The sequence below is a fragment of the Actinomadura sp. NEAU-AAG7 genome (genome assembly GCF_018603865.1).
Taxonomy (GTDB): domain Bacteria; phylum Actinomycetota; class Actinomycetes; order Streptosporangiales; family Streptosporangiaceae; genus Spirillospora; species Spirillospora litoris.
Window position 1 is genome coordinate 649339 of sequence record NZ_JAHFZY010000006.1, and the last position, 25039, is coordinate 674377.

A 25039-nucleotide genomic window follows, 5' to 3' on the forward strand; every position below is an offset into this window, starting at 1 on the left:
CGGGTTACGGTCGTCAGCGACAGATCGCGGGGGCCCGGCGAACCGGGCTGAGATAGCGGCTGGGACGGCCGCTGACCGCTGGAACCTGACCGGGTAATGCCGGCGTAGGGAGAGATCGAGTCGTATGACCGAGACCGTGGTTTCCGCTGCCCGCAAGACCTACCTCCAGGGCTCGCGGCCCGATGTGCGCGCGCCGATGCGGGAGGTGCCGCTGACCGACGGCGGGTCCGTCGTCCTGTACGACACGTCCGGGCCGTACACCGACCCGGCGCATGAGACGGACGTCCGCCGGGGGCTGCCCGCCCTCCGGGACGCGTGGATCGCCGAGCGCGGCGACACCGCCGCCTACGAGGGGCGGGCCGTCCGTCCCGAGGACGACGGGCGCCGCTCCGGCGACCCGCTGCGCGACCGCGCGGCGTTCCCGCCGAGACGGCCGAGGCGGGCGTCCGGAGGGGCGGTGACCCAGCGCGCCTACGCCCGGCGGGGCGAGGTCACGCCCGAGATGGAGTTCGTCGCGCTGCGCGAGGGCGTGGCGCCGGAGTTCGTCCGGGACGAGCTGGCCGCCGGGCGCGCGGTGCTGCCCGCGAACGTCAACCACCCCGAGATCGAGCCGATGATCATCGGCCGGAACTTCCTGGTGAAGGTGAACGCCAACATCGGGAACTCGGCCGTCGCCTCCTCCATCGAGGACGAGGTCGAGAAGATGGCGTGGGCGACCCGCTGGGGCGCCGACACGATCATGGACCTGTCGACGGGGCGCGACATCCACACCACGCGGGAGTGGATCCTGCGGAACTCGCCCGTCCCGGTCGGGACCGTGCCGCTCTACCAGGCGCTGGAGAAGGTCGGCGGCGACCCGGCGGAGCTGACGTTCGAGGTGTTCCGCGACACCGTGATCGAGCAGGCCGAGCAGGGCGTGGACTACATGACCGTCCACGCCGGGGTGCTGCTGCCGTACGTGCCGCTGACGGCGCGCCGCAAGACCGGGATCGTGTCGCGCGGCGGGTCGATCATGGCGGCGTGGTGCCTCGCGCACCACGAGGAGAACTTCCTGTACACCCGCTTCCGCGAGCTGTGCGAGATCTTCGCCGCCTACGACGTCACCTGGTCGCTCGGGGACGGGCTGCGCCCCGGCTCGATCGCCGACGCCAACGACGAGGCGCAGTTCGCCGAGCTGCGCACCCAGGGCGAACTGACCCGGATCGCCGCCGAGTACGACAACCAGGTGATGAACGAGGGCCCCGGGCACGTCCCGATGCACAAGATCAAGGAGAACGTCGACCTCCAGCGGGACTGGTGCGACGACGCGCCCTTCTACACGCTCGGCCCGCTGACCACCGACATCGCGCCCGGCTACGACCACATCACCTCCGCGATCGGCGCGGCGATGATCGGCTGGTATGGCACCGCGATGCTCTGCTACGTCACGCCGAAGGAGCACCTCGGGCTGCCCGACCGCGACGACGTCAAGGCGGGCGTGATCGCCTACAAGATCGCGGCGCACGCGGCCGACCTGGCGAAGGGGCATCCGGGCGCGCAGGCGTGGGACGACGCGCTCTCGGACGCGCGGTTCGACTTCCGCTGGGAGGACCAGTTCAACCTCTCGCTGGACCCCGACACCGCCCGCGCGTTCCACGACGAGACGCTCCCGGCCGCGCCGGCGAAGACCGCGCACTTCTGCTCGATGTGCGGGCCGCACTTCTGCTCGATGAAGATCACGCGGGACGTCCGCCGCTACGCCGACGAGAACGGGCTCGGTGAGGGCGAGGCGCTGTCGGCCGGGATGCGGGAGAAGGCGGACGAGTTCCGCGCCGCCGGAGGCCGCGTCTACCTGCCCCTCGCCCCCGGCGGATCCTGACCGTCCGCCCCGGGCCCGCCGCCACCGCACAACCCGCGGCGGGCCCGGGGCACCCCCCCCCCCGCGGGAGCGCGGGCGCCGACCTGCATGGCAGGCTCCCTCGCCGGGCGGCGCGGGGTAATTCATCCCTGAGAACATCGGCTCCTCCTTGGCCCGTAAAGTGATCACCACCTTGGCCGTCACAAGGCCGCCGGGCCCCTCATGCGCGCACTCAGAAAATGGCTCGCTGACGAATAGGCCCTCTCGGCGGCGGATATGGGGAGGCGATCGACCGGTCGCCGATCCGCTCCGGGTGCGGTGGCACGACCTGTGCGACGCCGCCTCTGAGGGCGGTGGCGACGCACGTCGGTCGAACCCGACCTGATCGCCTTTCGGAATCTGGAAAGCGACCTCGGCACCCTCGCACTTCGGCTGCCGCCGCCGGACCGCATCCGGACACGGTGAAGCGCCAACTGGGTGCGGATATGGGACGTCTTTCCTATCAATCGGTGTCGGTTCGCATGATGGAGGTTCGAAATGCGCGCGCTAATCGGGGGACTGCTGTCCCTGGTGCTGTCGGTGGTCCTGGTCGGGGTGCTCGGCGCGCCCGCGTCGGCCGCCTGTAGCACCGCTTGGGGGTCGCAGGACAAGGGGACGCTGCACGACCACGCGGACGGGCCGCTGGAGCGGGTCCGCACCGGCCGCCAGGACTGTTACGACCGGCTGGTCATCGAGGTGGCGGGGTCGGGATTCGGCTACCTCGCCGGGTATGTCGACGAGGTGGTGCAGGAGGGGTCGGGCAACCCGGTCCCGCTGCGCGGGGGCGCCAAGCTGCGCGTCATCGTCCAGGCCGCCGCCGCGAGCGGGTTCCCGGCGAGTTCGCCCGAGCTCGCGAATGTCGGCGGCTACACCACGTTCCGGCAGGTGGCGGGGGCGGGGTCGTTCGAGGGCCAGACCACGATCGGCGTCGGGGTGCGGGCGCGGCTGCCGTTCCGGGTTCTCACGCTGCCGCGTGCGGGAGGCGGCACGCGGCTCATCGTCGATGTGGCCCACACCTGGTAGCCGGAGCGCCGTCCCGCGCCCCGGCCCGTGTCAGCGGTGGTCGGAGTCGATCGCCAGTTCGGTGACCAGGGTCGTGATGGCGCGGGCGGTCTCGACGACCTGGGGGGCGATGACGTCCCGCAGTTCCGCCTTGTCCAGCGGGCGGGCGATGGAGACGTTGATCGCGGCGATCGGACGGCCGGACGCGTTGAAGACGGGGGCGCCGACCCCGCGGATGCCGAGGACCATCTCCTCGTCGTTGAGGGAGTAGCCGCGGCTGCGGATGCGGTCGAGCTCCTGGCTGAGCTTGTCGAGGTCGGTGATCGTGTACTGGGTGACGGCCTCCAGCGCGCCGCCGCCGAGGATCTCCTCGACCTCCTCCCTGGGGAGGAAGGCGAGGATGGCGCGGCCCAGGGAGGTGGCGTGGACGGGCAGCCGGCTTCCGACGAACAGGCGGAGGGCCAGGAGGTCGTCGTTCAGCAGGCGCGCGACGTAGACCACGTCCGCGCCGTTCAGCAGCGCCATGTTGACCGTCTCGCCGGTGCTCTCGCGCAGCCGCTGGAGGTAGGGGCGCGCCATCTCCGGCAGTTCCCGGCTGCTCAGCGCCGCGCGCGCCAGCGAGATCGCGTTGAGGCCCGGACGGAACGTCCGCGCCTCGGTCTCCTCCAGGTAGCCGAGGCTCAGGAGCGTCTGGCAGAAGCGGTACGCGGTCGCGCGGTTGAGGCCGGTCAACGAGGCGATCTCGCCCGTCGTGAGGGCGGGCCGCCTCTCGTTGAACAGTTCAAGGATGGCGAGAGCGCGCGAGACGGACTGGATGAGGTCCTTCTTGCCGTTCTCGGCCTCACCAGGCGAAGAGTTGTTCGATGTGCGAGCCACAAGCACGATCTTAACCCACCGCGGCGGATACTTCACTCGCGCGCCCCGCGACGCCAGGCGTCGAGGAAGGTTCTGGCCTTACTCCGCTGGTGCACTGGGGGATGGTGACACGTGTCCGGAACCGCCGATCCGGTCGGCGTCAAACCTGGTCCGCCCAGGTGGCGCGGAGTATGCTCACCATATGAGCGTGCAGTCGAATCGTGAACAAGATCGAGGCCCGGCAGCGGTGCCGTGGCGGACCGGTCACCGGCGGCTCGGGGCGGCCGAGACGCGCGGTCTGCTCGGCGAGCCCGACCCGGAGACGCGGTTGAAGATCCTTGATCATCTCGACCGGAACTGCCTGACCTTCATCGCCCACTCGCCGTTCTGCTGCATGGCCACCGCCGACGCCTCCGGCGCGACCGACTGCACGCCCCGGGGCGACTATCCGGGGTTCGTCCGCGCCCTCGACGAGCGGACGCTTCTCATCCCCGACCGGCTCGGCAACAAACTGGGCGACTCCTTCTCCAACATCGTCGAGAACCCGCATGTGGGGCTGCTGTTCTTCGTTCCGGGAGTGGTGGAGACCCTCCGGGTGAACGGGCGCGCCTACGTCACCGACGACGGGGACCTGCGGACGATGCTGGAGCAGGACGACGTGCGCCCCGAGCTGGCCACCCTCGTCGAGGTCGACGAGGCCTACCTGCACTGCGGCCGGTCGCTGCTGAGGTCGCGCCTCTGGGAGGACGACATGCGGGACCTGGCGCAGGAGATCCCCTCGCCCGGCACGTTCTGGGCGGACGCGGCGGCGACGGAGGGGCTGGACGCCGAACGGCTCGACCGCCTCTTCGACGACGGCTACCAGGAGCTCTACTGAGATGATGACCCGTGAAGGCGGCCGCCTCCTCACCGTGACGGGCATCGACCGCCCGGCCCGCGACATCGTGGCCCTCCACCTGGCGGACCCGGCGGGCGGCCCGCTCCCGGAGTGGGAGCCGGGGGCCCACATCGACGTCCAGCTGATCACGCGCCATCTGCGCCAGTACTCGCTGTGCGGAAGTCCGGACGACAGGACCGGCTACCGCATCGCGGTGCTCAGGGAGCGCCTGTCGCGCGGGGCGTCCGCCTATGTGCACTCCTATCTGGACGTCGGCAAGAAGGTGCGCGTGTGGGAGCCGCGGAACCACTTCGGGCTGCGTCCCGCCGAGCGCTACGTCTTCCTGGCCGCCGGGATCGGGATCACGCCGATCCTGCCGATGGTCATGCGGGCGCGGGAGGCGGGCGTCCCGTGGCGGCTCGCCTACAGCGTCCGGACGCTGGAGGAGGCCGCGTTCCGCGACGAGCTGGCCGGGCTGGGCGAGGCGGTGACGCTGCGGGCCACGGGCACCGGGGGGCGGCTCGACCTCGGCCGGTTCGTCGGGGACTTCCGGGAGGGGACGGGCGTCTACTGCTGCGGCTCCCCCGGCTTCGTCGAGGCCGCCGAGAAGGCCGTGGCGGGGTGGCCGGAGGGGAGCTTCCACGCGGAGCGCTTCGTCCCGGTCCCCCGCGACTTCGGCCCCAGCGAACCGTTCGTGGCGGTGTGCGCGCGGTCGGACGTGCGCGTGCGGGTGGACGCCGGGGTCGGCCTCCTCGCCGCGCTCCGCCGCGAGGGCGTCCGGGTGGCCGGAGGCTGCCTGAAGGGGGTGTGCGGCTCGTGCGCCGTCACCGTGCTGGACGGCGTGCCCCAGCACCGCGACTCGCTGCTGGGCCCCGGCACCCTGGACCGCATGCACGCCTGCGTCTCCCGCGCCGCCACGCCGGAGATCGTCCTCGACGTCTAGGAGACGGGGAAGAGGGGGGAGGCGACCGGACGCCTCCCCCCTCCCGCTCTCCCCCGCCTCACCCCTCGGCGGGCGACCTCCCGGTCGTGACCGGCGAGACCGCCCCGGCGGGACGCGCGGGACCGTCGTCCGCCGGGACGGGCGGGCGCGCCTCGAACTGCACCTCCGCCGCTCCTAGCAGGCCGGCCGGACGCCATCGCAGCATCAGGATCAGCGCGACGCCGAGGGCCGCGAAGGAGATCCCGCTCGGCGCGTGGACGTCGACGCCGGCGACCGACACGCCGCTCTCGACCCGGCGCAGCAGCTCGTTGAGCACGGTGACCACGGCGGTGCCGAGCAGCGCCCCGCTGATGCCCCCGATGCCGCCCACGATCGCCATGGCGACCACCAGGACGAGCTGCGGGATGTAGAACGACCCCGGCGAGAAGGCGGTGAGCAGCTGGGCGTAGAGCGCTCCGGCGACGCCGGTGATGAACGCCGACAGCACGAACGCCCACAGGCGGGCGCGCAGGACCGACACCCCGGCCGCCTCGGCGGCGGCGGGCTGGTCCCGGACGGCGCGGGCCCGCAGGCCCGCCCCCGACCACTTGAACCACGCGCTCAGCGCCACCATCGCGGCGAGGCTGATGTAGACCCCGGCGAACGTGGTGTTCTCCGGCACGCTGAACAGCGACTGCGGGCCGCGCGTCAGCGGGGTCGCCTGGGCGAGCACGTTGCTGACGATGATCAGCAGGCCGAGGGTGGCGATGGAGGCGGCCGCGCCCGACAGGCGCATCAGCGCGGGCCCGGTGAGCAGCGCGAGGAGCGCGGCGGCGCCGCCCCCGATCAGCAGCGCGGGGACGAAGCCCACCGCGAACCCCGCGAGCGGGCCCGGCAGGTCCGGCAGGGTGATCTCCTTGTCGAGCACCGGCATCGCCGCGATCCCGCCCGCGTACGCGCCGACGGCCATGAACGCGACATGGCCGAACGAGACGATGCCGGTGTTGCCGACGAACACCTGGAACCCGATCACCAGGATCGCGTTGATGCCGAAGAGCAGGACGATCTCCGCCATCGTCGGGGCCATGAACAGCAGGCCCCCGAGCAGCGTCACCACGCCGGCGGCCAGCAGCGCGCCGGCCGTCGCGCCGAGGCGGCCGAGGAGACCGGGTGGGCTGTCAGTGCGCAACGCGAGCCTGAGCATCATGCTGCCTCCGTTCTGGCACCGCTGAGCCCGCCGGGGCGCAGCACGAGTAGGGCGATGACGACCGCGAACACGATCGCCTGCGCGTAGGTGATCGCGCCCGAGGGGAGGACGACGTTCATGGCGACCTCGATGCCGCCGAGGGCCAGCCCGCCGAGCATGGCGCCGGAGGTGCGGCCGAGGCCGCCGAGGACGATCGCGATGAACGCCTTCAGCGTGGGCTCCATGTCGGAGCGCGGCGTCACCGCGCCGACCTTGGTGAACCAGAGCAGCCCGACGATCCCGGCGATCGCGCCGCTGATCGCGAAGGCGATCATCAGGACGCGGTCGGGCCGGATGCCCATCAGGCGGGCGGTCCGCGGCGACTCGGCGGCGGCGCGCAGCTGGGCGCCGAACGGGGTGCGGTGGAGCAGCCCGTAGAACGCCGCGACGACGGCGGCGCCGCTGGCGATCGTGACCACCTGGAGCACGGGGACGCGCAGCCCGCCGGCCGCGATGACGCCCGTCAGGAAGTCCGGGGCGTTCAGCACCCGTGGCTTCTCACCGAAGATCAGGATCGCGACGTACTGGATGATCAGGAGCACGCCGAACGAGGTGATGAGCAGGGTGATCGGCGGCGCGCCGATGAAGGGCCGGAACGCGACCCGTCCCATCGCCATCGACAGCGCGGTGACGAACAGGACGCACAGCGGCACGACCAAAGCGAAGGGCAGCCCGGCGTCGACCAGGACGCAGGCCGCGTAGCCCGCCCACACCAGCAGCAGCCCGTAGGCGAAGTTGATCAGGTTCATGACGCTGAACACCAGCGTCAGGCCGAGGGCGAGCAGGGCGTAGGTGGAGCCGACGCTCAGCGCGTCGAGCACGTGCTGGACGAACGCGGTCATCGCTGCTCGGCCCCCTTCAGCCCGAAGTACGCCTCGATGAGCAGCTCGTCGGCCTTCATCTCCTCGGCGTCGCCGTCCAGGACCTTCTCGCCGAGCTTCAGGCAGCAGGCGCGGTCGACGAAGTCGAGGGCCCGCCGGGACGACTCCTCCACCACGATCAGGCTCTGGCCCGCCTCGCGGAGCCTCCGGAGCACGGTGTACACCTCGTTTCCCATCTTCGGCGCGAGACCCAGGCAGGGCTCGTCCAGGACGAGCAGCTTCGGCGCGGCCATCAGCGCCCGCCCGATCGCCAGCATCTGCTGCTGGCCGCCGGACAGGTCGCAGCCCCGGGCCGTCCGCCGCTCGGCGAGGACGGGGAAGGACGCGTAGACCTGGTCGAGGACGTCGCGCTCGTGCCGGCGCCGCTCGGCGGTCGACATCCGCCGCCGCAGGCAGGTGCCGCCGATCAGCAGGTTCTCCTCGATCGACAGGGTCGCGAAGATGCCGCGGCCCTCGGGCGCGAGCGCGATCCCGAGGCCGGCGCGCTCCTCGGCGGGCATGCCGGTGACGTCCGCGCCGTCGAACCGGACCGTGCCCTCCCAGGGCGCGAGCAGCCCGGAGATCACCTTCATCAGCGTCGACTTGCCCGCCCCGTTCGCGCCGAGCACGGCCACGGCCTCGCCCGGCGCGACGGTCAGGGACACGCCCTTGAGCACCTTGGTCGCGTCGTAGCCGACCACGAGGTCGGAGACCTGGAGCAGCGGTTCCGCGGTCATTGCGCCCCCAGGTACGCCGCGACGACGCGGGGCTGCTCGAAGGCCTCCCGCGGCTCGCCCTCGAAGATGACGGTGCCCTCGTCGAGCACCTGGACCCGGTCGCTGATGCCGAGGACGAGGTTCATGTCGTGGTCGATGACCAGGACGCCGCAGCCCCGCTCGGTGCGGATCAGGTGGATCAGGTCCTTCAGCTCGGCGGTCTCCCCGTCGTTCAGCCCGGCGGCGGGCTCGTCGAGGAGCAGCACCCGCGGGTTCCCGGCGAGCGCCCGCGCGATCTCCACCCGGCGCTGCGTCCCGTAGGAGAGGGTGGAGACGATCTCGCGGGCGACGTGCTCCAGGCGCAGGTCGCGCAGCAGGCCCTCCACGTCGTCCTTCGGGGTCTCCGCCGGCGCCGCCCCGCCGTCGCGGGACGGGCCGCCGGACGGGCCCCTCGGGGAGGCGTTGCGGCCCACGAGCACGTTCTCCCGCACCGTCAGGTCGCCGAACAGCTTGAGGTTCTGGAACGTCCTGGCGATCCCGCTCCTGGCGCGGCGTGCGCGGGACGCGCGGGTGACGTCGCGGCCGCGCAGCCGGATCTCGCCCTCGTCGATGCGGAGCGCGCCCGAGACGCAGTTGACCAGCGTGGTCTTGCCGGAGCCGTTCGGCCCGATCAGGCCGAGCACCTCGCCGGCCGCGAGCGTGAGGTCGGCGCCGGCCAGCGCGGTGAGTCCGGAGAACCGCTTGACCGCGCCGGTCACCCGCAGGAGCGGCTCCCCCGCGCCGGGGCCGGCGGCCGCCGGGGCGGGCGGGGCGCTCACGCGGCCCCGCTTCGCAGCGAGGTCGCGTTGTAGGCGGTCACGGAGGTGAACCTGCCGCCTTCGAGCCCGACGATGGTCGGGCTCCAGACCGCGTACCCGTCCTTCCACTGGTCGAGGGTGCCGCCGGGGACCTTGAGGCCGCGCTGCTCGCGGATCGCCTTGGCCGCCGACGCGGCGTCGGTGACGTCCTTGCGTTGCAGGGCCGTGTCGATGGCGAGGAAGGTCTGGTAGGCGCCGGGGGCGTTGGCCTGCTCGGGGAAGTGCCCGAACATCCTCTCGTAGGTCTTGGCGAAGGTGGCGATGGCCGGGTCGGTCTTCGGGTCGGTGCCCGCGCCGTCGAAGTAGACCTGGGCGGCGTAGTAGATGTCGTCGGCGCGGCCCGCCCCGACGAGCTTCGGCAGCTCGCGGGTCTGGAGGGTGATGTTGCCGAGCACCGGGGTGTCGACCCCGGCGGCGCGCAGCTGCTTGACGAAGGTGCCCACCGCCGGGAAGACCGCGAGGGCCTGGACGACGTCGGGGCGGGCGGCCTTGATCTTGGAGATGGTGGAGCTGAAGTCGGACTGGCCGCCGAGCGAGTCGACCCGGTCGACGCCGCCCACCTTGCCGCCGCCGCCCTCGTAGAGCCTGCGGTAGGCGGCGTCCTGCTCGGTGAAGTAGGCGAGCCCGGGGTCGAGCACCTGGAAGGTGGACGTCCACTTGCGGTCCAGCGCGTACCTGGCCTGCCCCAGCCCGAGTTCGGTGGTGGTGATGCCGCCGCTGAAGAAGCGGTCGCCGACGGCCTTGCCGAAGACGGTCGAGGACGCGGCGAGCGACAGCGTCAGCAGCCCCTCCCGCTGCCCGATGCGGGCGGCGGCGACGCCGGTGTCGAAGTCGTCGGCGACGACGAGGATCTGGGCGCCCTTGGTGATCAGCGAGCGCGCGACCTGCGCGGCGATCGCGGGGTCGGACTTGGTGTCGCCGGCGATGGTCTGGATCTTGCAGCCCTTGACGCCGCCCCGGGCGTTGATCTCCTGGACGGCGACCTCCAGCCCGCGCTTCCCGGCGACGTCGAAGAACGAGGCGAACCCGCTGTCGGCCTTGGCGATCCCGACCAGGATCCTGCCGTCCCGGCAGGCGAGCGAGCCCGAGCCGCCGCTCCTGCCGCCCGAGGCGGCGCCGCTGGAGCAGGCCACCGCCCCGGCCAGCGTCGCTCCGGCGGCCACCAGAACCGGCCAGCGGCGCTTCATGATGTGTGGGTGCGGCATGGCACCTCCAAGGTCAATCGACATGCGTGCACATGTTCGCGAAGTGAACTTACGCTAACCCGCCGGTTTTGCCCGGTCAAGGCCGTGGAGTCTTTGACATTTACGCAGGAAGAACGGTCAGCATCGACGATCGGCGAAGCCTCAACACCGTTGAAGTGTTCGCCATACGGTCGGCCATTCATTTTGAAGATGCGAACGGCCGTGCTCGGCGCGCGGCGGGGAGCGCGCGGTGCGGCCCGGACCGCCCGCCGGGGACGGCCGGGTGCCCGCGCCATCTCAGCTCCGCCCGCCCTGGGACGGCCCGTCCAGGCCCAGGGCCGCGCGTAGTTCGGCGACCCGTTCGCGGGCCGCCGCGGCGTCACCGGGCGGAAGCCAGAAGACGCACCGGTGCGCCCCCGCCTCCCTGTAGCGGGCGACGTCGGCCGGGTCGCAGCCGTAGACGGTCACCGGCGCGTCCGCCCAGCCGGCGGCGCGCGCCCGCCCGCGGAACTCGGCGATGCGGTCCGGCAGGTCGGGCGCCGGCTCGGGCAGCCACTCCGTCCCGTAGTCGAGGATCCGGTCCAGCACGGTCGGGCCGCTGCCGCCGACGAGGATCGGCACCGGCGACTGGACGGGCTTCGGCCACGACTGGATGCGGTCGAACGACACGTGCGGCCCCGAGTGGGAGGCCACGTCCTCGGCCCAGATCGTCCGCATCGCCTTGATCCGGTCGGCCAGCACCGACAGGCGCCGCCGCGGATCGGTGCCGTGGTTCAGCAGCTCCTCGCGGTTCCAGCCCGCCGCCACGCCGAACAGGAACCGCCCGCCCGACAGCCGGTCGAGCGTGGCGACCTCCTTCGCCGTGGTGATCGGATCGCGCTGCGAGACCAGGCAGATGCCGGTGCCGATCCGCAGCGTGCGGGTCGCGCACGCGGCGGCCGTGAGCGCGATGAACGGGTCGAGGGTCCGCGCGTACTCGGGCGGGACGTCGCCGCCCTCGGGCTTGAAGTGCGCCGTGCGCTCGACCGGCATGTGCGTGTGCTCCGGGAAGAACAGCGACTCGAACCCGCCGTCCTCGGCGAGCCGGGCGAGCTCCGCCGGTGTCAGGCCCTGATCCGTCGCGAAGACGGCGAGACCGAACTTCATCGAGAACTCCTGAGGGAAGGGTCCAGCGCCCGCACGGCGCACGTGGTGCGCCGTGCGGGCCGCCGAAGGCCGGGGTGGGGGGCGGCGCCGGCACGGCGGACGTGCCCGGCGCGGCCCGTGGGCCTCCCGGCCGATCCGGGAGGCCGCGGTTCAGATGTCGAGACCGGCGGCGAGCCCGCCGCTCTCCAGGCGCTCGCGCGCCGCCGTCAGGAAGCGCGCCGCGTCGGCGCCGTCGATCACCCGGTGGTCGTAGGTGAGGGCGAGGTGGAGCATCGACCGCACCACCACCACGTCGCCGAGCGCCGGATGCGCCACGGCCACGGGCCGCCGCACGACCGCGCCCGCGCCGAGGACCGCGACCTGCGGTTGCGCGATGACCGCCGTGGAGAACAGCGCGCCCCCGGCGCCCTGGTCGTCCAGCGTGAACGTGGCGGCGCTCAGGTCCTCGGGGCCGAGCCGCCCGTCCCGCGCCCGCTCGGTGAGGTCGGCGATCGCGCGGGCCAGCCCGGCGAGGTTGAGGTCCCCCGCGTCCCGGACGACCGGCGCCACCGGGCCCCGCTCGGTGTCGACCTTGATCGCGAGGTGCGCGCCGTCCGGATGGACGACCGCCTTGCGGTCCGGGTCGACGCGCGCGCCGAGGACCGGGTACGCCCGGAGCGCGCCCAGCGCCGCGAGCGCGAGGAACGGCCGCAGCGTCAACTCGACGCCCTCACGCGCCCGGAAGGACGCGGCGGCGGCCTCGCACGCCCGGACGGTCCCGGTGACGTCGACCTCCACGACGGTGGTCAGGTGCGCGCTGGTGCGCATCGACTCCATCAGCCCGGCGGCGAAGGCCCGGCGGGCGGGCGAGAGCTCCTCGAACCTCCGCCCGTGCGGTTCCACGGCGGCGGGGGCGGGCGGTGCGGGCGCCGGCCGCGGCGGACGTGCGGCCCTCAGCACGTCGCCCCTCCGGATCCGGTCGCCGTCCTTGGCCGGGCGCAACGTCGCGATGTCCACGCCGTGTTCGCGTGCGAGCCCGCGGACGAAGGGCGTCACGAACGCTCCGGACGCCGCCCGCCCCCGCCGTACGCCGCCGTTGTGGACGGCCGCGGCCTGGACGGCACCGGCCGCGACCGGCTGCGGAGCCGGTGGCGGGGTGGGCGCGGAAGGCGGGGTGGGTGCGGGAGGCGGGGTGGGAACCGGTGGCGGTGCGGGTGCCGCCGCCGGGCGCTCGGCCTCGGTGATCGTCGCTATCGGGGTACCGGTGTCGACCGTCTCGTCCTCCTGGACGAGGATCGCCTGGAGGATCCCCGACGCGGGCGCGGGGATCTCCGTGTCGACCTTGTCGGTGGACACCTCCAGCAGGGGTTCGTCGGCCTCGACGTACTCGCCGACCTGCTTCAGCCAGCGGGTGACGGTGCCCTCGGTGACGCTCTCACCGAGTTGCGGCATGGTGACGGGGACGTCCATGCGCGGAGCCCTCTCTCAAGAAGCCTGGGAAGGCGGTCGAGCGGACGCGGGCTCCGCGCGCAACAGCGCCGTGGCCGCCTCGTCGATGGACAGGTCCTCGCGCAGCGCGACGCCGTAGACGTCCCGCGCGCGCCGGGGGCTGATCCAGCCCTCCCGCACGTCCTCCTGGACGCGGGCGGGATCCCGGTCCACCGCGGGCCCGTACCCGCCGCCGCCGGCGGTGATCGACACGATGCGCTCGCCGTCCGCGAGCTCGACCAGGCCCTGCGAGGACAGCTCGGTCAGCTCGCCCGAGCGGTCGCGGCGCAGGTGCCGGGTCAGGCCGCCCGCGCCGCCGCCGCGCACGCCGAGCGCCGGGTGGACGGCGCCGTCGGACCCGTAGGCCACGGTCATGGACGTGCCCACCGGCCCGTACTCGACCTCGGCCGACGGGGCGCCGCGGAACCGGCCCGCGCCCTCGGTGTCGGAGACCAGCCGCTGGCGGCTCACCCGGATGGGGTGCGTCATCTCCGCGATCTCCACGCTGTCGCGGCGCAGCATCCCCGCGCAGCCCACATGGAAGATCGTCAGCCAGGCGTCCGACCACGGGGTGGCGGCGCCGCCGGTCACCGCGAGGAAGATCTGGTTGACGAACGGCCGCCCGCCCGACCTCGGATCGACGCCCGACACGACCGCGGCGGCCGCCGGGATGACGGCGCCGCACTCGGCGAGCCCGATGCCCTCGGCCAGCTCGGCCATGCCGCGCTGGACGGCGTTGGTCACCCGGTCGGCCAGGTTCGTCGTCGCCGCCGAGCAGCTGTGCGGATGCCGCGGGACGCCCACGGCGCAGCCGTCCCGCAGCCGGACCCGGACGCGGCGCAGGCTCCCGGCGTTCGGCGGGACGCCCTCGCCGATGGAGTTGAAGACGCCGATCAGCGCCGCCGTGGCGGCCGTCGACTCGGTGAGGTTGAGGCCGTTCGGCAGGCAGTCGACGTTCTCGGTGAGATCGACCTCGATCTCCTCCCGCTCCGGGCGGACCTCAACGCCGATCTTGATGTCGAGGCCGTCGGGGATGCCCGGAAAGGGGTCGTGCCTGGTGGACAGGCTCAGCCGCCCGGCGGGCAGCTCCGCGATGGCGGCGCGCATCCGGCCCTCGCTGTAGGCGAGCCACTCGTCCACGAACTCCTGGAGGACGTCCCAGCCGAGCTCGTCGCCGAGTTCGAGGACGCGGCGCTCGCCGAGGCGCACCGCGCCGATCAGCGCGAGGTAGTCGCCCCACCACTGGTCGGGGACCCGGACGCGGAGCCGCAGCATGCGGAGGATGTCGTCGTTGTCCTGGTAGTCGGTCTGGACGCGGCAGGCGTCGAACAGGAGGGTGCCCTCCTCGTAGACGTCGCGGGCGTCCGTCATGTAGGTCGTCGGCTTGGAGTTGCCGCAGTCGGCCTGGTGGGCCTTCGCGAGGACCGAGAAGCGGTGGACACCCGCGTCGTCGACGACCGGCACCAGCATGGCGTGGTCGGCCGCGTGGGAGTTGCCGTTGTAGGGCGAGTTGTGCAGGTAGGCGTCGCCGCGCCGCATCTCGGGGTGGAAGCGCAGCACCGCCCGCGAGATCAGGTCGGGGCCGCTCATCATGTGGATGGGCAGGCTCTCCGCCCCCATCACCAGCTCGTGGTCGGCGCTGACGATGCAGCACGAGAAGTCGTGGGCGCTGTTGAGCACCCCCGACCGGCTGGAGCGGAAGACCGTGTTCATCATGGCCTCCACGACCACGTTCAGGCGGTTGCTGATCACCGCCATGCGCACGCCGTCCATCGTCACTTCCCCCCTCGTCCGGTGGCGGCGCCCCCGGCCGGGACGGCGGCCGGGGCCGCTCCCGTCCCGGGGACGACGTGGATGGTGCCGCTGGGGCGGCGGGTGAACACGGCGCCGTCGTCGATGACGATGGTCGTGGTCGCCGACTCGACGATCGCGGGCCCGCGCAGCTCCGCGCCGACCGGCACCGCTTCCAGCCGCCAGACCTCGGCGGCGACGGTGCCGACGCCCGGCAGGTAGATGTCACGTTCCAAACGCGTACCGTCACCGGTCCCCGCCTCGGGCAGGACGGGCTCGGTGATGCGGCAGCGCGCCCGGACGTGCCAGCTCTCGAACTCGATCGGCGAGCCGGGGTCGTCGACGGCGAACGCGTCCCGGTGGACCTCGTGGAACGCCTTCTTCAGCCGTTCGAGCCCCTCGGCGTCCAGCGCCCCCTCCGCGCCCATCTGCACCTCCAGCTCCCAGACCTGGCTGGGGTAGCGTGCCTCGGCGGAGAACTCGACGGACGCCTCGACGGCGCCGGCGCCGGGTCCGGCGATGAACGCGCGGGCCCGGTCCGCGAGGTCGGCGAGCACCGCGTTGACACCCGCGAAGTCGAACGCCTCGGTGGTGGTGCGGAACGTCGTCTCGAAGCCGCGCGACAGCTCGGAGATCAGCGCGCCCGCCGCGCTCAGCGCCGGTCCCATGATCGGGACGATGACCTCGCGGCAGCCGAGCCGCCGCGCGATCGCGACGGTGTTGAACCCGGCGGCGCCGCCGCCCCCGACGAGGACGGCCTGCGCCGGGTCCACGCCCTTCTGGCCGCTGATCTCCTCGATGGCGCCGACCATCCGCTCGGTGGCGAGCCGGTGGACGGCGCCCGCCGCCTCCAGCAGGTCCAGCCCGAGGGGCTCGGCGATCTGGGTCCTGATCGCCTCGCGCGCCGCCTCGATGTCGAGCGCGGACCGGCCGCCGAGGAAGTAGCCGGGGTCCAGGTAGCCGAGGACGAGGCACGCGTCGGTCATCGTCGGGCGGGTGCCGCCCCGCCCGTAGCAGACGGGCCCGGGGTCGGCGCCCGCGCTCTGCGGCCCGACGTGCAGGAGCCCGCCCCGGTCCACCCACGCGATGCTGCCGCCGCCGGCGCCGACGCTGCGCACGTCCACCGACGGGAAGCCGGTCATGTGGCCGCGGAACGGCTCGCCGATCCAGGACTCGCGCGTCCAGGGGATCCGGCCGTCGCGGACGACGCTGACGTCGTAGCTGGTCCCGCCGGTGTCGGCGACGATCGCCATCGGCGCCGTCGTGTCGAGGCCGGCGAAGAACCGCCCGGCGACCGGGGCCATCGCCGGGCCGGAGTTCAGCGAGTGGATCGGGGAGGCCGCCACGTCCCCGGCGTCCAGCGCGCCCCCGGCGGAGGTGACCATGAGGACCCGGCCGCCGAAGCCCGCGTCCCGCAGCCGCCCCTGGAGCCCGCTGATGTAGGCGGTCATCAGCGGCTTGAGCGAGGCGTCGATCGCGGTCGCCGAGGCCCGGCGGTACTCGCGGACGCAGGGATTGAGCCGGTGCGAGAGCGTCACCGGGACGTCCGGCAGCAGCTCGCGCAGCAGTTCGCCCACCCGCAGCTCGTGGACGGGGTTGGCGATGGACCACAGCAGGCACACCGCGACGGCCTCGACCCGCTCCCGGCGCAGCCGGGCGGCGAGGCCCGCCACGGCCTCCTCGTCGAGTTCCCTGACCACCTCCCCCTGCGCGCCGACGCGCTCGGGGACCTCGAAGGTCAGCGACCGCGGGACGTAGGGCTCGGGGTAGGGCTGCCGCTGGTTGAAGATGTCGCGCCTGCCGCCCTCGCGCAGCAGCAGGATGTCGGGATGGCCCTCGGTGGTGAGGAACGCCGTCCGCGCGACCTTCCTGGTCAGGACGGCGTTCAGCCCGCGCGTGGTGCCGTGGACGAGCATCGTGCCCCGCTCCAGCAGCTCCCGCCGCGCGCAGCCCCGCTCGGCGGCGGCGACCTCGAAGGCGTCGAGGATGCCCTGGACGGGGTCGGCGGGCACGGTGGAGCTCTTGTGGACGCTCAGGTGGCCTTCGTCCTCGATGACGAGGTCGGTGAAAGTGCCACCGGTGTCGACTGCAAACCTCATGAAGACGTTCCTGCTCTCAAGGTCGCCGCGGCGACGGTCGGTACTGGCGACGGTCGGGGGGCGAGGGGTCAGTAGGCCGCGAGCCCGCGGAGTTCACCGGCGATGCGCTCGGCGGTGGGCACGATCTCGTCCTCCAGCGCGTGCCCGTACGGGATGGGGACGCGCTCGGTGCCGACGCGGACGACGGGGCCGTCGAGGCTCTCGAAGCAGTGCTCCCCGGCCCACGCGGCGACCTCGCCGCCCCAGCCGCAGAACTCGACGGCCTCGTACACGACGGCGAGCTTGCCCGTCCGCCGCAGGGACGCCTCGATCGAGGCGGTGTCCAGGGGCCACAGGTAGCGCAGGTCGATCACCTCGCATCCGACGCCCTCGGCGGCGAGCCGATCGGCCGCCTGGAGGCTGCGCTCGACCATCCGGCCGGCCGACACGATCGTGATGTCGTCGCCGGCGCGCACGACGCTCGCGCCGAAACCGTCCGGCCCGGTACGCGCATCGATGTCCCCTGACGTGCGGAAATAGAGGTTCTTGCTCTCCAAGAAAATCACGGGATCGTCCGAACGTATAGCGTGCCGGAGCATCCAGTAGGCGTCCGAGGGGTTGCTCGGCATCGCGACGACCAGCCCCGGGACGTGCGCGAAGAGGCTCTCCAGGCTCTGCGAGTGCTGCGGCCCGTGGTTGGTGCCGCCGCCGCCCGGCATGCGGATCGTCAGCGGCACGCTGAACTGGCCGTTGCTCATGTAGCGGATCTTCGCGCCGAGGTTGATGATCTGGTCGAGGGCCAGCAGGACGAAGTCCGAGAACATGATCTCGACGACCGGCCGCATGCCCTCGGCGGCGGCGCCGATCGCGAACCCCACGACCCCGGCCTCGGAGATCGGGGAGTCCAGCACGCGGTCCTCACCGAACCGCTCCAGGAGCCCCTGCGTGACCGTGAAGACCCCGCCGAGCGCGCCGACCTCCTCCCCCATGACCACGACGGTCTCGTCGGCCGCCATCTCGTCCTCCAGGGCGCCGCGCACCGCTTCGGCGTACTTGACCTCACGCATGGTTCTGCAGCTCCGGGGAGGTGTAGACGTAGGATTTCGCCGCGGCCGCGGGCGGGCGCCCCGCCGCTTCGGCGCGGGCCAGCGCGGCCTGGACGTCGGCGGCCACCTCGGCGTCGATCTGGGCGACCCGGTTGCCGGGGAACGCCTCCAGCCGGGCGCGCAGGTTGGCCATCGGGTCGTTGAGCGCCAGCCAGTCCCGCCCGGCCGTCTTGGGCCGGTACCGGTAGTCGGGGTCGGAGAGGCTGTGCGGCCGGACGCGGTACACCCCGCATTCGAGGAAGGCCGGGACCCCGGCCCGCACCCGCGCGACCATCTCCTTCGCCGTCCGGGCGACGGCGACCACGTCCCGGCCGTCCACGTAGCGCGCGTGGATCCCCGTCCCCTCGGCGATGCGGGCGATGCCGCCCGGCGCCCCGAACAGGCGGTCGGACGGCATCGAGTGCGCGAGCCCGTTGTTCTCGCAGACGATCAGGCACGGGCTCTCCCAGAACCGGGCGAGCAGCAGGGTCTCGTGGGTGACGCCCTGCGCGAACCCGCCGTCGCCGATGAAGGCCACCGCGATGTCGTCGCCGCCCCGGCGCCTGCGCGCCCAGGCCGCGCCCGCCGCCCACGGCAGGCCGCCCGCGACGATGGCGTTCTCGCCGAGGAACCCGCTCCGGCGGTCGTGCAGGTGCATCGATCCGCCGCGCCCGCCGCTGACGCCGGAGGTCCGGCCGAAGAGCTCGGCGAAGACGCCCTCCATGGTCACGCCCTTGGCGAGCGCGTGGCCGTGCCCCCGGTGGGTGCTCGTGACCATGTCGCCCTCGCGCAGCGCGGCGCACACGCCGACCGCCGCCGCCTCCTGCCCGAGCGAGGAGTGGAACGACCCGGACATGCGTCCGAGCCGGTGCATCTTCTCGATCTCCAGCTCGACGGAGCGCACGATCGACATGCCGCGGTAGAGCGCGTGCGCCTCGGTCAGATCGGCCTCGCCGATCGGGAGGCCGGTGAAGGTGTCATCCGGCCTGTGCGGACTCGCCGCTGTCTGCGTCATCGAAGCTCACTTCACCGAAACGGGTGGGATTGCAGGTCGTGCCAGGCGGCCGCGACGGGCAGGTCCTTGACGGTCCTGAGGCCCGGGGCCGCCTGGAGCACCCCGGGGATGCTGTTCACCAGCTGCGCGGACGTCGCGGGGATCGCGTCCATGCCCGGCGACAGCGTGAGGTTGACCGGGTGGAGGCCCTCGACGCTGATGGAGTCGACGGTCTCGAACCCGGCGCTCCGCGGCCGCAGGTGCAGGACGAGGTCCAGCCGGACGAACAGCTGCCCGCCGACGTGCCCGGTCGCCCGCTGCCGGAAGCCCTCGGTGCGCCCGGCGGGCACGTGGCCGTACCGGGTCGGGGCCGCGGTCTGCGCCACGAACGGCTCGAACCGCTCGGTGACCGGGCCGTCCAGCAGCAGCCCGAGCCGCTCGCAGACCAGCTCGATCGACTCGGGGAACCCGACGTGCCCGGCGATGGTGCCGGCCTGGTGGCCCTCCTCGAACTCCTCGGGCGTGTACCCGATGCCGAGGCGGCGGTGGATGTTCTCCCCGAAGCCGGACACGTCCACGGCGCGGTGCCCCCGGATCGCCCGGACGTCCCATGACACGCCCGTCGCGGCGGCGAGCAGCGAGTCGAACAGGAAGCCGGGGTTCACCCCGGTGCCGAGGACGGTCGCGCCGCCCTCGCGCGCCGCCGCGTCGACGCGCGCCGCCGCGGGGGCGTGCCGCGTGAACGGGAAGGCCAGCTCCTCGCAGGGCGAGACGACGTCCACCCCCGCCTGGGCGCAGGCCACGACGTCGTCCTCGGTGTCGCGCAGGAACGAGCCCGTCGCGTAGAGCATGATCTCGGGACCGGCCGCCAGCACGTCGGCGAGGTCGCCGACGACGACGGGCCCGCCCCGCGCGGCCGAGCCCACCACCTCGTGCAGGGGACGGCCGACGGCGTCCGGTTCCTTGGTCGCCGCACCGACGATCTCGAACCCCGTCCGATGCTCCAGCAGAAGACGGGCGGCCGCGCCGCCGATGCTGCCGAGGCCGCACAGGCCGATCCGGACCGGAGGACGGTTCATCACGCCTCCCTTGCACGATTAGCGAACATGAGTACGTATTATGAGCACTCAGCGCGGAGTGTCAAGAGCTGGACGCCCCCTCCCCCGCTTCGGGTCTTCGCTGGCAGATGGCACATCAGCAGCGCGTAGGCGCGGGCGAGATCGTCCGGGGCACTATCCCGATTCTCCCGGGCTAGGCTATGTTCACTATCCGTGCATCCGACCGCATAAGGTCGGATGTCGGGACCCACGAGAGGATCAGGGAGCCGGAATGGCAGAACCACGCGCGGTCACCGTGCCCAGCGACGGCGACCGGCTGAGCGGATTGCTCTACGTGCCGGACGCACCCGGCCCCCATCCCGCCGTCGTCCTGGCGGGGGGATGGTGCTACGTCAAGGAGGTGGCCCAGCCGCTGTTCGCGGAGGTCTTCGCCGAGGCGGGCATCGCCGCGCTCGTCGTCGACTACCGCCACTTCGGCGACAGCACCGGCACCCCGCGCCGCCACATCGACCCCTGGCGGCAGATCGAGGACTACCGCAACGCGATCTCCTACCTCCAGGGGCGCGACGACATCGACGCCGACCGGATCGGCGCCTGGGGCATCTCCTACAGCGGCGGGCACGTCCTCATCCTCGGCGCCGTCGACCCGCGCGTCCGCGCCGTCTGCTCGGTCGTCCCCGTCATCGACGGGTGGGACAACCTCCGCCTCTCGCACGGCACGGTGAGCTTCCGCGCCCTGCGCGCCGCCCTCGCCGAGGCCCGCGCCCGCCTGTTCGAGACGGGCGAGCACACCTACATCGACCACCAGCCCGTCGCGCTGGGGGCCGTCGGCACCTTCCCCTTCCCCGCGAGCCGCGACACCTTCGCGCGCATCAAGGCGACCGAGGCCCCCGGCTACGTCGGCGACGCGACGGCCCAGTCGACCGAGATGCTGCTCGCCTACAGCGTGCGCCCCTTTCTCAGCCGCCTCGTCGCCACGCCGACCCTCATGTGCGTGGCCGAGGGCGACGACCACACCCACTGGGACCTCGCGGCCGAGGCGTTCGACGCGATACCCGGCCCCCGCAAGAAGTTCCACGTCGTCCCCCGCTCCACCCACCTGACCCTCTACGAGGACGTGGAGGTCCGCCGCCAGACGGCGACGGTGGCGGCGGCCTGGTTCACCGACCACCTCTGAGACCCGGTCATCGGGGCCGGGTGGCGGTGGCGGTGACCCATGCCTGGGCGAACATCGCGGCGGGTCCGGCGGCCCAGTCACGGAGCCGGCGGGCATGAGCGGTCTGTCCCGCGTCGTCGAGTTGGACCGCGAGGTAGCCGGCGATGCGGGACGGGTCGTCGTAGCGTTCGTAGTGGGCGTCCAGGCGGCATTGCCCGAATCCCGCCTCGGTCAGATACCGGCCGAGCTCGCGGCCGACGAAGGGGTCTCCGCCGTTGGCCCGCTGGAGGCGCGTGTAGGCGCCGACGGCGTCGTCGGCGGGCGGGGCCAGCAGGAAGCCGCCCCAGTCGGGGCTGCACAGACCGACCGTCCCGCCGGGACGCAGCACCCGCCGGATCTCGGCCAAGGCCCGGTCCGGGCGGGCGAGGTGCTCCATCAGGGCGTGGGAGAAGACGCGGTCGACCGATCGGTCCTCCAGCGGGATGTCGTAGCAGGAGCCCTCCCGGAACTCGATGTTGGTGAGGCCGCGGAGCCGGGCGAGGGCGCGTGCGCCGGAGAGCTGGGCGGCCTGCCGGTCGAGCCCGAGCACGCGTCCGGGTGCGACGGCGGCGGCCAGGTCGGCGGTGATGGTGCCGGGCCCGCACCCCAGGTCCAGCAGGGTCGTTCCCGGGGCCAGGTGCGGGAGGAAGAAGCGCGCGTGCGTCGCGGCCGTCCTGGCGGCCATGAAGCCGACGGCGGAGGTGTCGTGGCCCGGTGTGTAGCGCTCGGTTCCGCCGTTCATCGTGCGACCGCCGCCCCCGCGCGCTTGTCGACCAGACCCGAGCAGGCGGCGAGGGCGAGCCCGGTGGCGGCCAGCACCGCGCCGACGGCGTTGGGGCCGGTGTAGCCGAACCCGGCCCTGATCGCCGTGCCGCCCAGGAACGCGCCGAGCGCGTTGGCGATGTTGAACGCCGACATGTTCAGCGCGGAGGCGAGGGCGGGCGCGCCCGCGGCCTTGTCCAGGACGCGCATCTGCAGCGCCGGGACGGTCGCGAATCCGAACAGCCCCAGCAGGAACAGGGTGCAGGCCGCCGGGACCCTGCTGTGCGCGGTCACCACGAACAGGCTCAGCACGACGGTCAGCCCGGCCAGGAACACGTACAGGCTGGGCATGAGGCGCCGTCCCACGTAGCGGCCCGACACGAGGTTCCCGGTGGCCATGCCCAGCCCGAAGACGACCAGCAGCGCCGTCATGCTGGACGCGCCGAACCCGGCGACCGCGGTCATCATCGGCGCGACGTAGGTGAAGGAGGCGAACACGCCGCCGAAGCCCGCCGTCGTCACCGCCATCGCGAGCCAGACCTGGGGCCGCCGCAGCGTCGCCAGCTCCGAACGCAGCCCCGCCTCGTCCTCGGGCCGCAGCCCGCGCGGGACCAGCGCCGCGGTGCCGGCCATCGACAGCGCGCCCAGCGCCGCGATCACCCAGAACGCGGCCCGCCAGCCCGCCACCTGCCCCAGCCACGTCACCAGCGGCACTCCGGCCACGTTCGCCATGGTGAACCCGCCGAACATCACCGACATCGCGCCGGCCCGCCGCTCCGGCGGGACGAGCTGCGCCGCGACCACCGACCCGACCCCGAACAGCGCCCCCTGCGGCACGCCCGCGACCACCCTGGCCACCAGCAGCACGCCGTAGCCGGACGCGACCGCCGACAGGACGCTGCTCGCCGCCAGCAGCCCCGCGACGACCAGCAGGGTCGTGCGGCGCGGCAGCCTGGCCGAGGCCGCGGTGAGCAGCGGCGCGCCGACGATCACACCGGCGGCGTAGCCGGTGATCAGGCCCCCCGCGGCCGGGATCGACACCCCGACCCCGTGGGCGACCTGCGGCAGCAGGCCCATGATGGCGAACTCCGAGGTCCCCACCCCGAACGCCGTGACGGCCAGGGCGAACAAAGCCAACGGCATGGCGCCGCACTCCTCAACTCCCGGGAAAGAACGGTGTCCAGCCTGGTCGGCGGGCCACGGGCGGCGTGAGTGGCTGAAACGACAATGTGGGATAGATTTACGCCATGTTCCGTGTGGGAGTCCTGGTCACCGAGCACGTCCGCGTGTTCGACTACGCCGTGGCCACCGAGGTCTGGGGGCTCGACCGCACCGCCCGCGGCGTCCCGCCGTTCGAGCTGCGCATTTGCGGCCCCCAGGGCACGACGGTGCCGATGCAACCGGGGGTGACCTGCGTCCCCGACCATGGCCTGGACGGTCTGGACGAGTGCGACCTGGTCGTCGTTCCCGGGGTCCGGCACCCCACCGGGCCCGTCCACCCGGACGTGCCGGCCGCACTGCGCGCCGCCCACGCGCGCGGCGCCACCGTGGCGTCCCTGTGCTCCGGCGCGTTCCTGCTGGCCGCCGCCGGCCTGCTGGAAGGGCGCCGCGCCACCGCGCACTGGCTCGACGCCGACGAACTCGCCCGCCGCCACCCCGGGGTGACCGTGGACCCCAACGTCCTGTTCGTCGGGGACGGCGCCGTGTGGACCTCCGCGGGCGTGGCCGCGGGCATCGACCTGTGCCTGCACCTGGTCCGCCGCGACCACGGCGCCGCCGCGGCGGCCGAGATCGCCCGCACCATGGTCACCGCGCCGTTCCGGCCCGGCGGGCAGGCGCAGTTCATCGCCCGCCCCGTCCCGGCCCGCGGCGGACGGGACGACGCCCTCTCGGCGCTACGCGAACGCGTCCTGGACGACCTGGCGCACCCGTGGACCGTCCCCGAGATGGCGGGCCTCGCCCGCATGGCCGAGCGCAGCTTCACCCGCCGCTTCGTCCAGACGACCGGCGACACCCCGCTGCAATGGCTCCTGGCCCAGCGCGTCCTGGCGGCCCAGCACCTCCTGGAGGTCAGCGAGCTGCCCATCGCCGCCATCGCCCGCCGATGCGGCTTCGGCACCCCCCTCACCATGCGCCACCACTTCACCCGCCACGTCGGCCTGCCGCCCCGCGACTACCGCCGGGCGTTCGGCGCCACCGCCAGGGCATCCGAATGACCCTCATTCCCCTCCCGTATGGGGCCTGACGGCCGTTCGCCCCCTGTGTTCAAGTGGGTCCGACGCATCGGAGCCGAACACTGGAGGAGACAGCCGTGCACGATGACCGCGTTGCGGGGCCCGGGGGACGGACCGTGGTGGTGATCGGCGGGACCAGCGGGATCGGCGCCGCGATCGCCGGCCGTTTCGCCGCCGACGGGGACGACGTCGTCGCCGCCGGACTCGACGCTGCAGGCGCTGTGCGCGAACTGCCCGGGAACGTGAAGAGGGTGGAGCTCGACGTCCGGCGGGAGGACGAGCTCCGCCGGTTCGTGGGCGCGTTCGAGGAGCTGCACGTCCTCATCAACGCGGTCGGCGTCATCGCGCGCGGCCGGGAGTTCGAGTCCGAGGTGTTCGCCGACGTCGTCGGGATCAACCTCACCGGCACCATGCGCAGCTGCCTCGCCGCCCGCTCGGCGCTGGCCGGCTCGCGCGGCTGCATCGTCAACATCGCGTCCATGCTGAGCTTCTTCGGCGGCGGCCGGGTCCCGGCCTACAGCGCCAGCAAGGGCGGCGTGCTGCAACTGACCAAGTCCCTCGCCGTGGCCTGGGCGGACGAGGGGATCCGGGTGAACGCCGTCGCGCCGGGCTGGATCCGCACCGGGCTGACCCGCGAACTGCACGAGAGCGACGAGACCAGCCGCCGCATCCTGGACCGCACGCCGATGGGGCGCTGGGGCATGCCCGCGGACATCGCGGGCGCCGTGTCGTTCCTCGCCGGTCCCGACGCCGCGTTCATCACCGGCGCCGTGCTGGCGGTCGACGGCGGATATCTGGCCGCCTGAGCCGGATCACCGATTCCCGAATTCCCAG

At 73.2% G+C, this 25039-nt stretch carries 22 protein-coding genes and 1 riboswitch; of the genes, 7 read left to right on the top strand and 15 right to left on the bottom strand.

Annotated elements, in window-relative coordinates; translation table 11 throughout:
- Positions 1–16 precede the first annotated feature (16 nt).
- Positions 17–130: riboswitch (TPP riboswitch) on the top strand.
- Both thiC and KLI87_RS29455 read left to right on the top strand, forming a co-directional pair.
- Positions 125–1858 carry a phosphomethylpyrimidine synthase ThiC gene (gene thiC / locus KLI87_RS29450; protein ID WP_214619543.1) on the top strand — a complete coding sequence of 578 codons (1734 nt, stop codon included), beginning with the start codon at positions 125–127 and terminating at the stop codon, positions 1856–1858. Its footprint overlaps the riboswitch before it by 6 nt.
- 516 nt (positions 1859–2374) lie before the next feature.
- Positions 2375–2899, top strand: a complete 525-nt coding sequence (locus KLI87_RS29455) for a hypothetical protein (protein ID WP_214619545.1) — start codon at positions 2375–2377, stop codon at positions 2897–2899.
- Positions 2900–2929: 30 nt separating this feature from the next.
- On the opposite strand, the gene KLI87_RS29460 is transcribed toward KLI87_RS29455, so the two are convergent.
- On the bottom strand, positions 2930–3754 hold the full coding sequence (locus KLI87_RS29460) for an IclR family transcriptional regulator (RefSeq protein ID WP_156216340.1): 825 nt from the start codon (positions 3752–3754) through the stop codon (positions 2930–2932).
- Between the two features lie 181 nt (positions 3755–3935).
- Here KLI87_RS29460 and KLI87_RS29465 point away from each other — a divergent pair, with 181 nt between their 5' ends.
- Both KLI87_RS29465 and KLI87_RS29470 read left to right on the top strand, forming a co-directional pair.
- Positions 3936–4610 carry an MSMEG_1061 family FMN-dependent PPOX-type flavoprotein gene (locus tag KLI87_RS29465; protein WP_156216339.1) on the top strand — a complete coding sequence of 225 codons (675 nt, stop codon included), beginning with the start codon at positions 3936–3938 and terminating at the stop codon, positions 4608–4610.
- Position 4611: 1 nt separating this feature from the next.
- Positions 4612–5553: a PDR/VanB family oxidoreductase gene (locus KLI87_RS29470; RefSeq protein WP_214619546.1), complete on the top strand. Its 942-nt coding sequence runs from the start codon at positions 4612–4614 to the stop codon at positions 5551–5553.
- Between the two features lie 58 nt (positions 5554–5611).
- On the opposite strand, the gene KLI87_RS29475 is transcribed toward KLI87_RS29470, so the two are convergent.
- From KLI87_RS29475 to KLI87_RS29530, 12 genes are all read right to left on the bottom strand, one after another.
- On the bottom strand, positions 5612–6739 hold the full coding sequence (locus tag KLI87_RS29475) for a branched-chain amino acid ABC transporter permease (protein WP_214619547.1): 1128 nt from the start codon (positions 6737–6739) through the stop codon (positions 5612–5614).
- Positions 6736–7620, bottom strand: coding sequence for a branched-chain amino acid ABC transporter permease (locus KLI87_RS29480; RefSeq protein WP_214619548.1), 885 nt, complete (start codon positions 7618–7620; stop codon positions 6736–6738). The genes KLI87_RS29475 and KLI87_RS29480 overlap by 4 nt, the downstream gene beginning before the upstream one ends.
- Positions 7617–8375, bottom strand: a complete 759-nt coding sequence (locus KLI87_RS29485) for an ABC transporter ATP-binding protein (protein ID WP_156216336.1) — start codon at positions 8373–8375, stop codon at positions 7617–7619. The genes KLI87_RS29480 and KLI87_RS29485 overlap by 4 nt, the downstream gene beginning before the upstream one ends.
- Positions 8372–9172: an ABC transporter ATP-binding protein gene (locus KLI87_RS29490; RefSeq protein ID WP_214619549.1), complete on the bottom strand. Its 801-nt coding sequence runs from the start codon at positions 9170–9172 to the stop codon at positions 8372–8374. Before KLI87_RS29490 ends, KLI87_RS29485 begins: the two co-directional genes overlap by 4 nt.
- Positions 9169–10416, bottom strand: coding sequence for an ABC transporter substrate-binding protein (locus tag KLI87_RS29495; RefSeq protein WP_214619550.1), 1248 nt, complete (start codon positions 10414–10416; stop codon positions 9169–9171). Before KLI87_RS29495 ends, KLI87_RS29490 begins: the two co-directional genes overlap by 4 nt.
- A gap of 276 nt (positions 10417–10692) precedes the next feature.
- Positions 10693–11541 (bottom strand): LLM class F420-dependent oxidoreductase, encoded by an 849-nt coding sequence (locus KLI87_RS29500; RefSeq protein WP_156216334.1) that lies wholly within the window; start codon positions 11539–11541, stop codon positions 10693–10695.
- Positions 11542–11691: 150 nt separating this feature from the next.
- Positions 11692–12990, bottom strand: coding sequence for a 2-oxo acid dehydrogenase subunit E2 (locus KLI87_RS29505; RefSeq protein ID WP_250904312.1), 1299 nt, complete (start codon positions 12988–12990; stop codon positions 11692–11694).
- 15 nt (positions 12991–13005) lie between these two features.
- Entirely contained in the window at positions 13006–14781 is a 1776-nt protein-coding gene (locus KLI87_RS29510; RefSeq protein ID WP_156216333.1) for a hydantoinase B/oxoprolinase family protein, read from the bottom strand.
- A 2-nt stretch (positions 14782–14783) separates the two neighbouring features.
- Positions 14784–16898: a hydantoinase/oxoprolinase family protein gene (locus KLI87_RS29515; RefSeq protein ID WP_214619551.1), complete on the bottom strand. Its 2115-nt coding sequence runs from the start codon at positions 16896–16898 to the stop codon at positions 14784–14786.
- A 68-nt stretch (positions 16899–16966) separates the two neighbouring features.
- Complete coding sequence (locus tag KLI87_RS29520; RefSeq protein ID WP_156216331.1) at positions 16967–17944, bottom strand: alpha-ketoacid dehydrogenase subunit beta; 978 nt, start codon at positions 17942–17944, stop codon at positions 16967–16969.
- The gene (locus KLI87_RS29525; RefSeq protein ID WP_214619553.1) at positions 17937–18977 is read right to left on the bottom strand and encodes a thiamine pyrophosphate-dependent dehydrogenase E1 component subunit alpha; all 1041 of its coding nucleotides are present in this window, start codon (positions 18975–18977) and stop codon (positions 17937–17939) included. Before KLI87_RS29525 ends, KLI87_RS29520 begins: the two co-directional genes overlap by 8 nt.
- Positions 18978–18988: 11 nt before the next feature.
- Entirely contained in the window at positions 18989–20035 is a 1047-nt protein-coding gene (locus KLI87_RS29530; RefSeq protein ID WP_214619554.1) for a hypothetical protein, read from the bottom strand.
- A 250-nt stretch (positions 20036–20285) separates the two neighbouring features.
- Between KLI87_RS29530 and KLI87_RS29535 the strand changes: the two genes are divergently transcribed.
- Positions 20286–21191: an alpha/beta hydrolase gene (locus KLI87_RS29535; RefSeq protein WP_173390747.1), complete on the top strand. Its 906-nt coding sequence runs from the start codon at positions 20286–20288 to the stop codon at positions 21189–21191.
- A 7-nt stretch (positions 21192–21198) separates the two neighbouring features.
- Here the strand turns inward: KLI87_RS29535 and KLI87_RS29540 are convergent, their stop codons facing one another.
- Together KLI87_RS29540 and KLI87_RS29545 are read right to left on the bottom strand one after the other, a co-directional pair.
- Positions 21199–21951: a methyltransferase domain-containing protein gene (locus KLI87_RS29540; RefSeq protein ID WP_214619555.1), complete on the bottom strand. Its 753-nt coding sequence runs from the start codon at positions 21949–21951 to the stop codon at positions 21199–21201.
- Positions 21948–23114, bottom strand: a complete 1167-nt coding sequence (locus KLI87_RS29545; protein WP_214619556.1) for an MFS transporter — start codon at positions 23112–23114, stop codon at positions 21948–21950. Before KLI87_RS29545 ends, KLI87_RS29540 begins: the two co-directional genes overlap by 4 nt.
- 104 nt (positions 23115–23218) lie before the next feature.
- Here KLI87_RS29545 and KLI87_RS29550 point away from each other — a divergent pair, with 104 nt between their 5' ends.
- Both KLI87_RS29550 and KLI87_RS29555 read left to right on the top strand, forming a co-directional pair.
- A complete protein-coding gene (locus tag KLI87_RS29550) occupies positions 23219–24187 on the top strand; it encodes a GlxA family transcriptional regulator (RefSeq protein ID WP_214619558.1) in 969 nt (322 codons plus the stop codon).
- Between the two features lie 95 nt (positions 24188–24282).
- Positions 24283–25011, top strand: coding sequence for an SDR family NAD(P)-dependent oxidoreductase (locus tag KLI87_RS29555; protein WP_214619559.1), 729 nt, complete (start codon positions 24283–24285; stop codon positions 25009–25011).
- Positions 25012–25039: the final 28 nt, after the last annotated feature.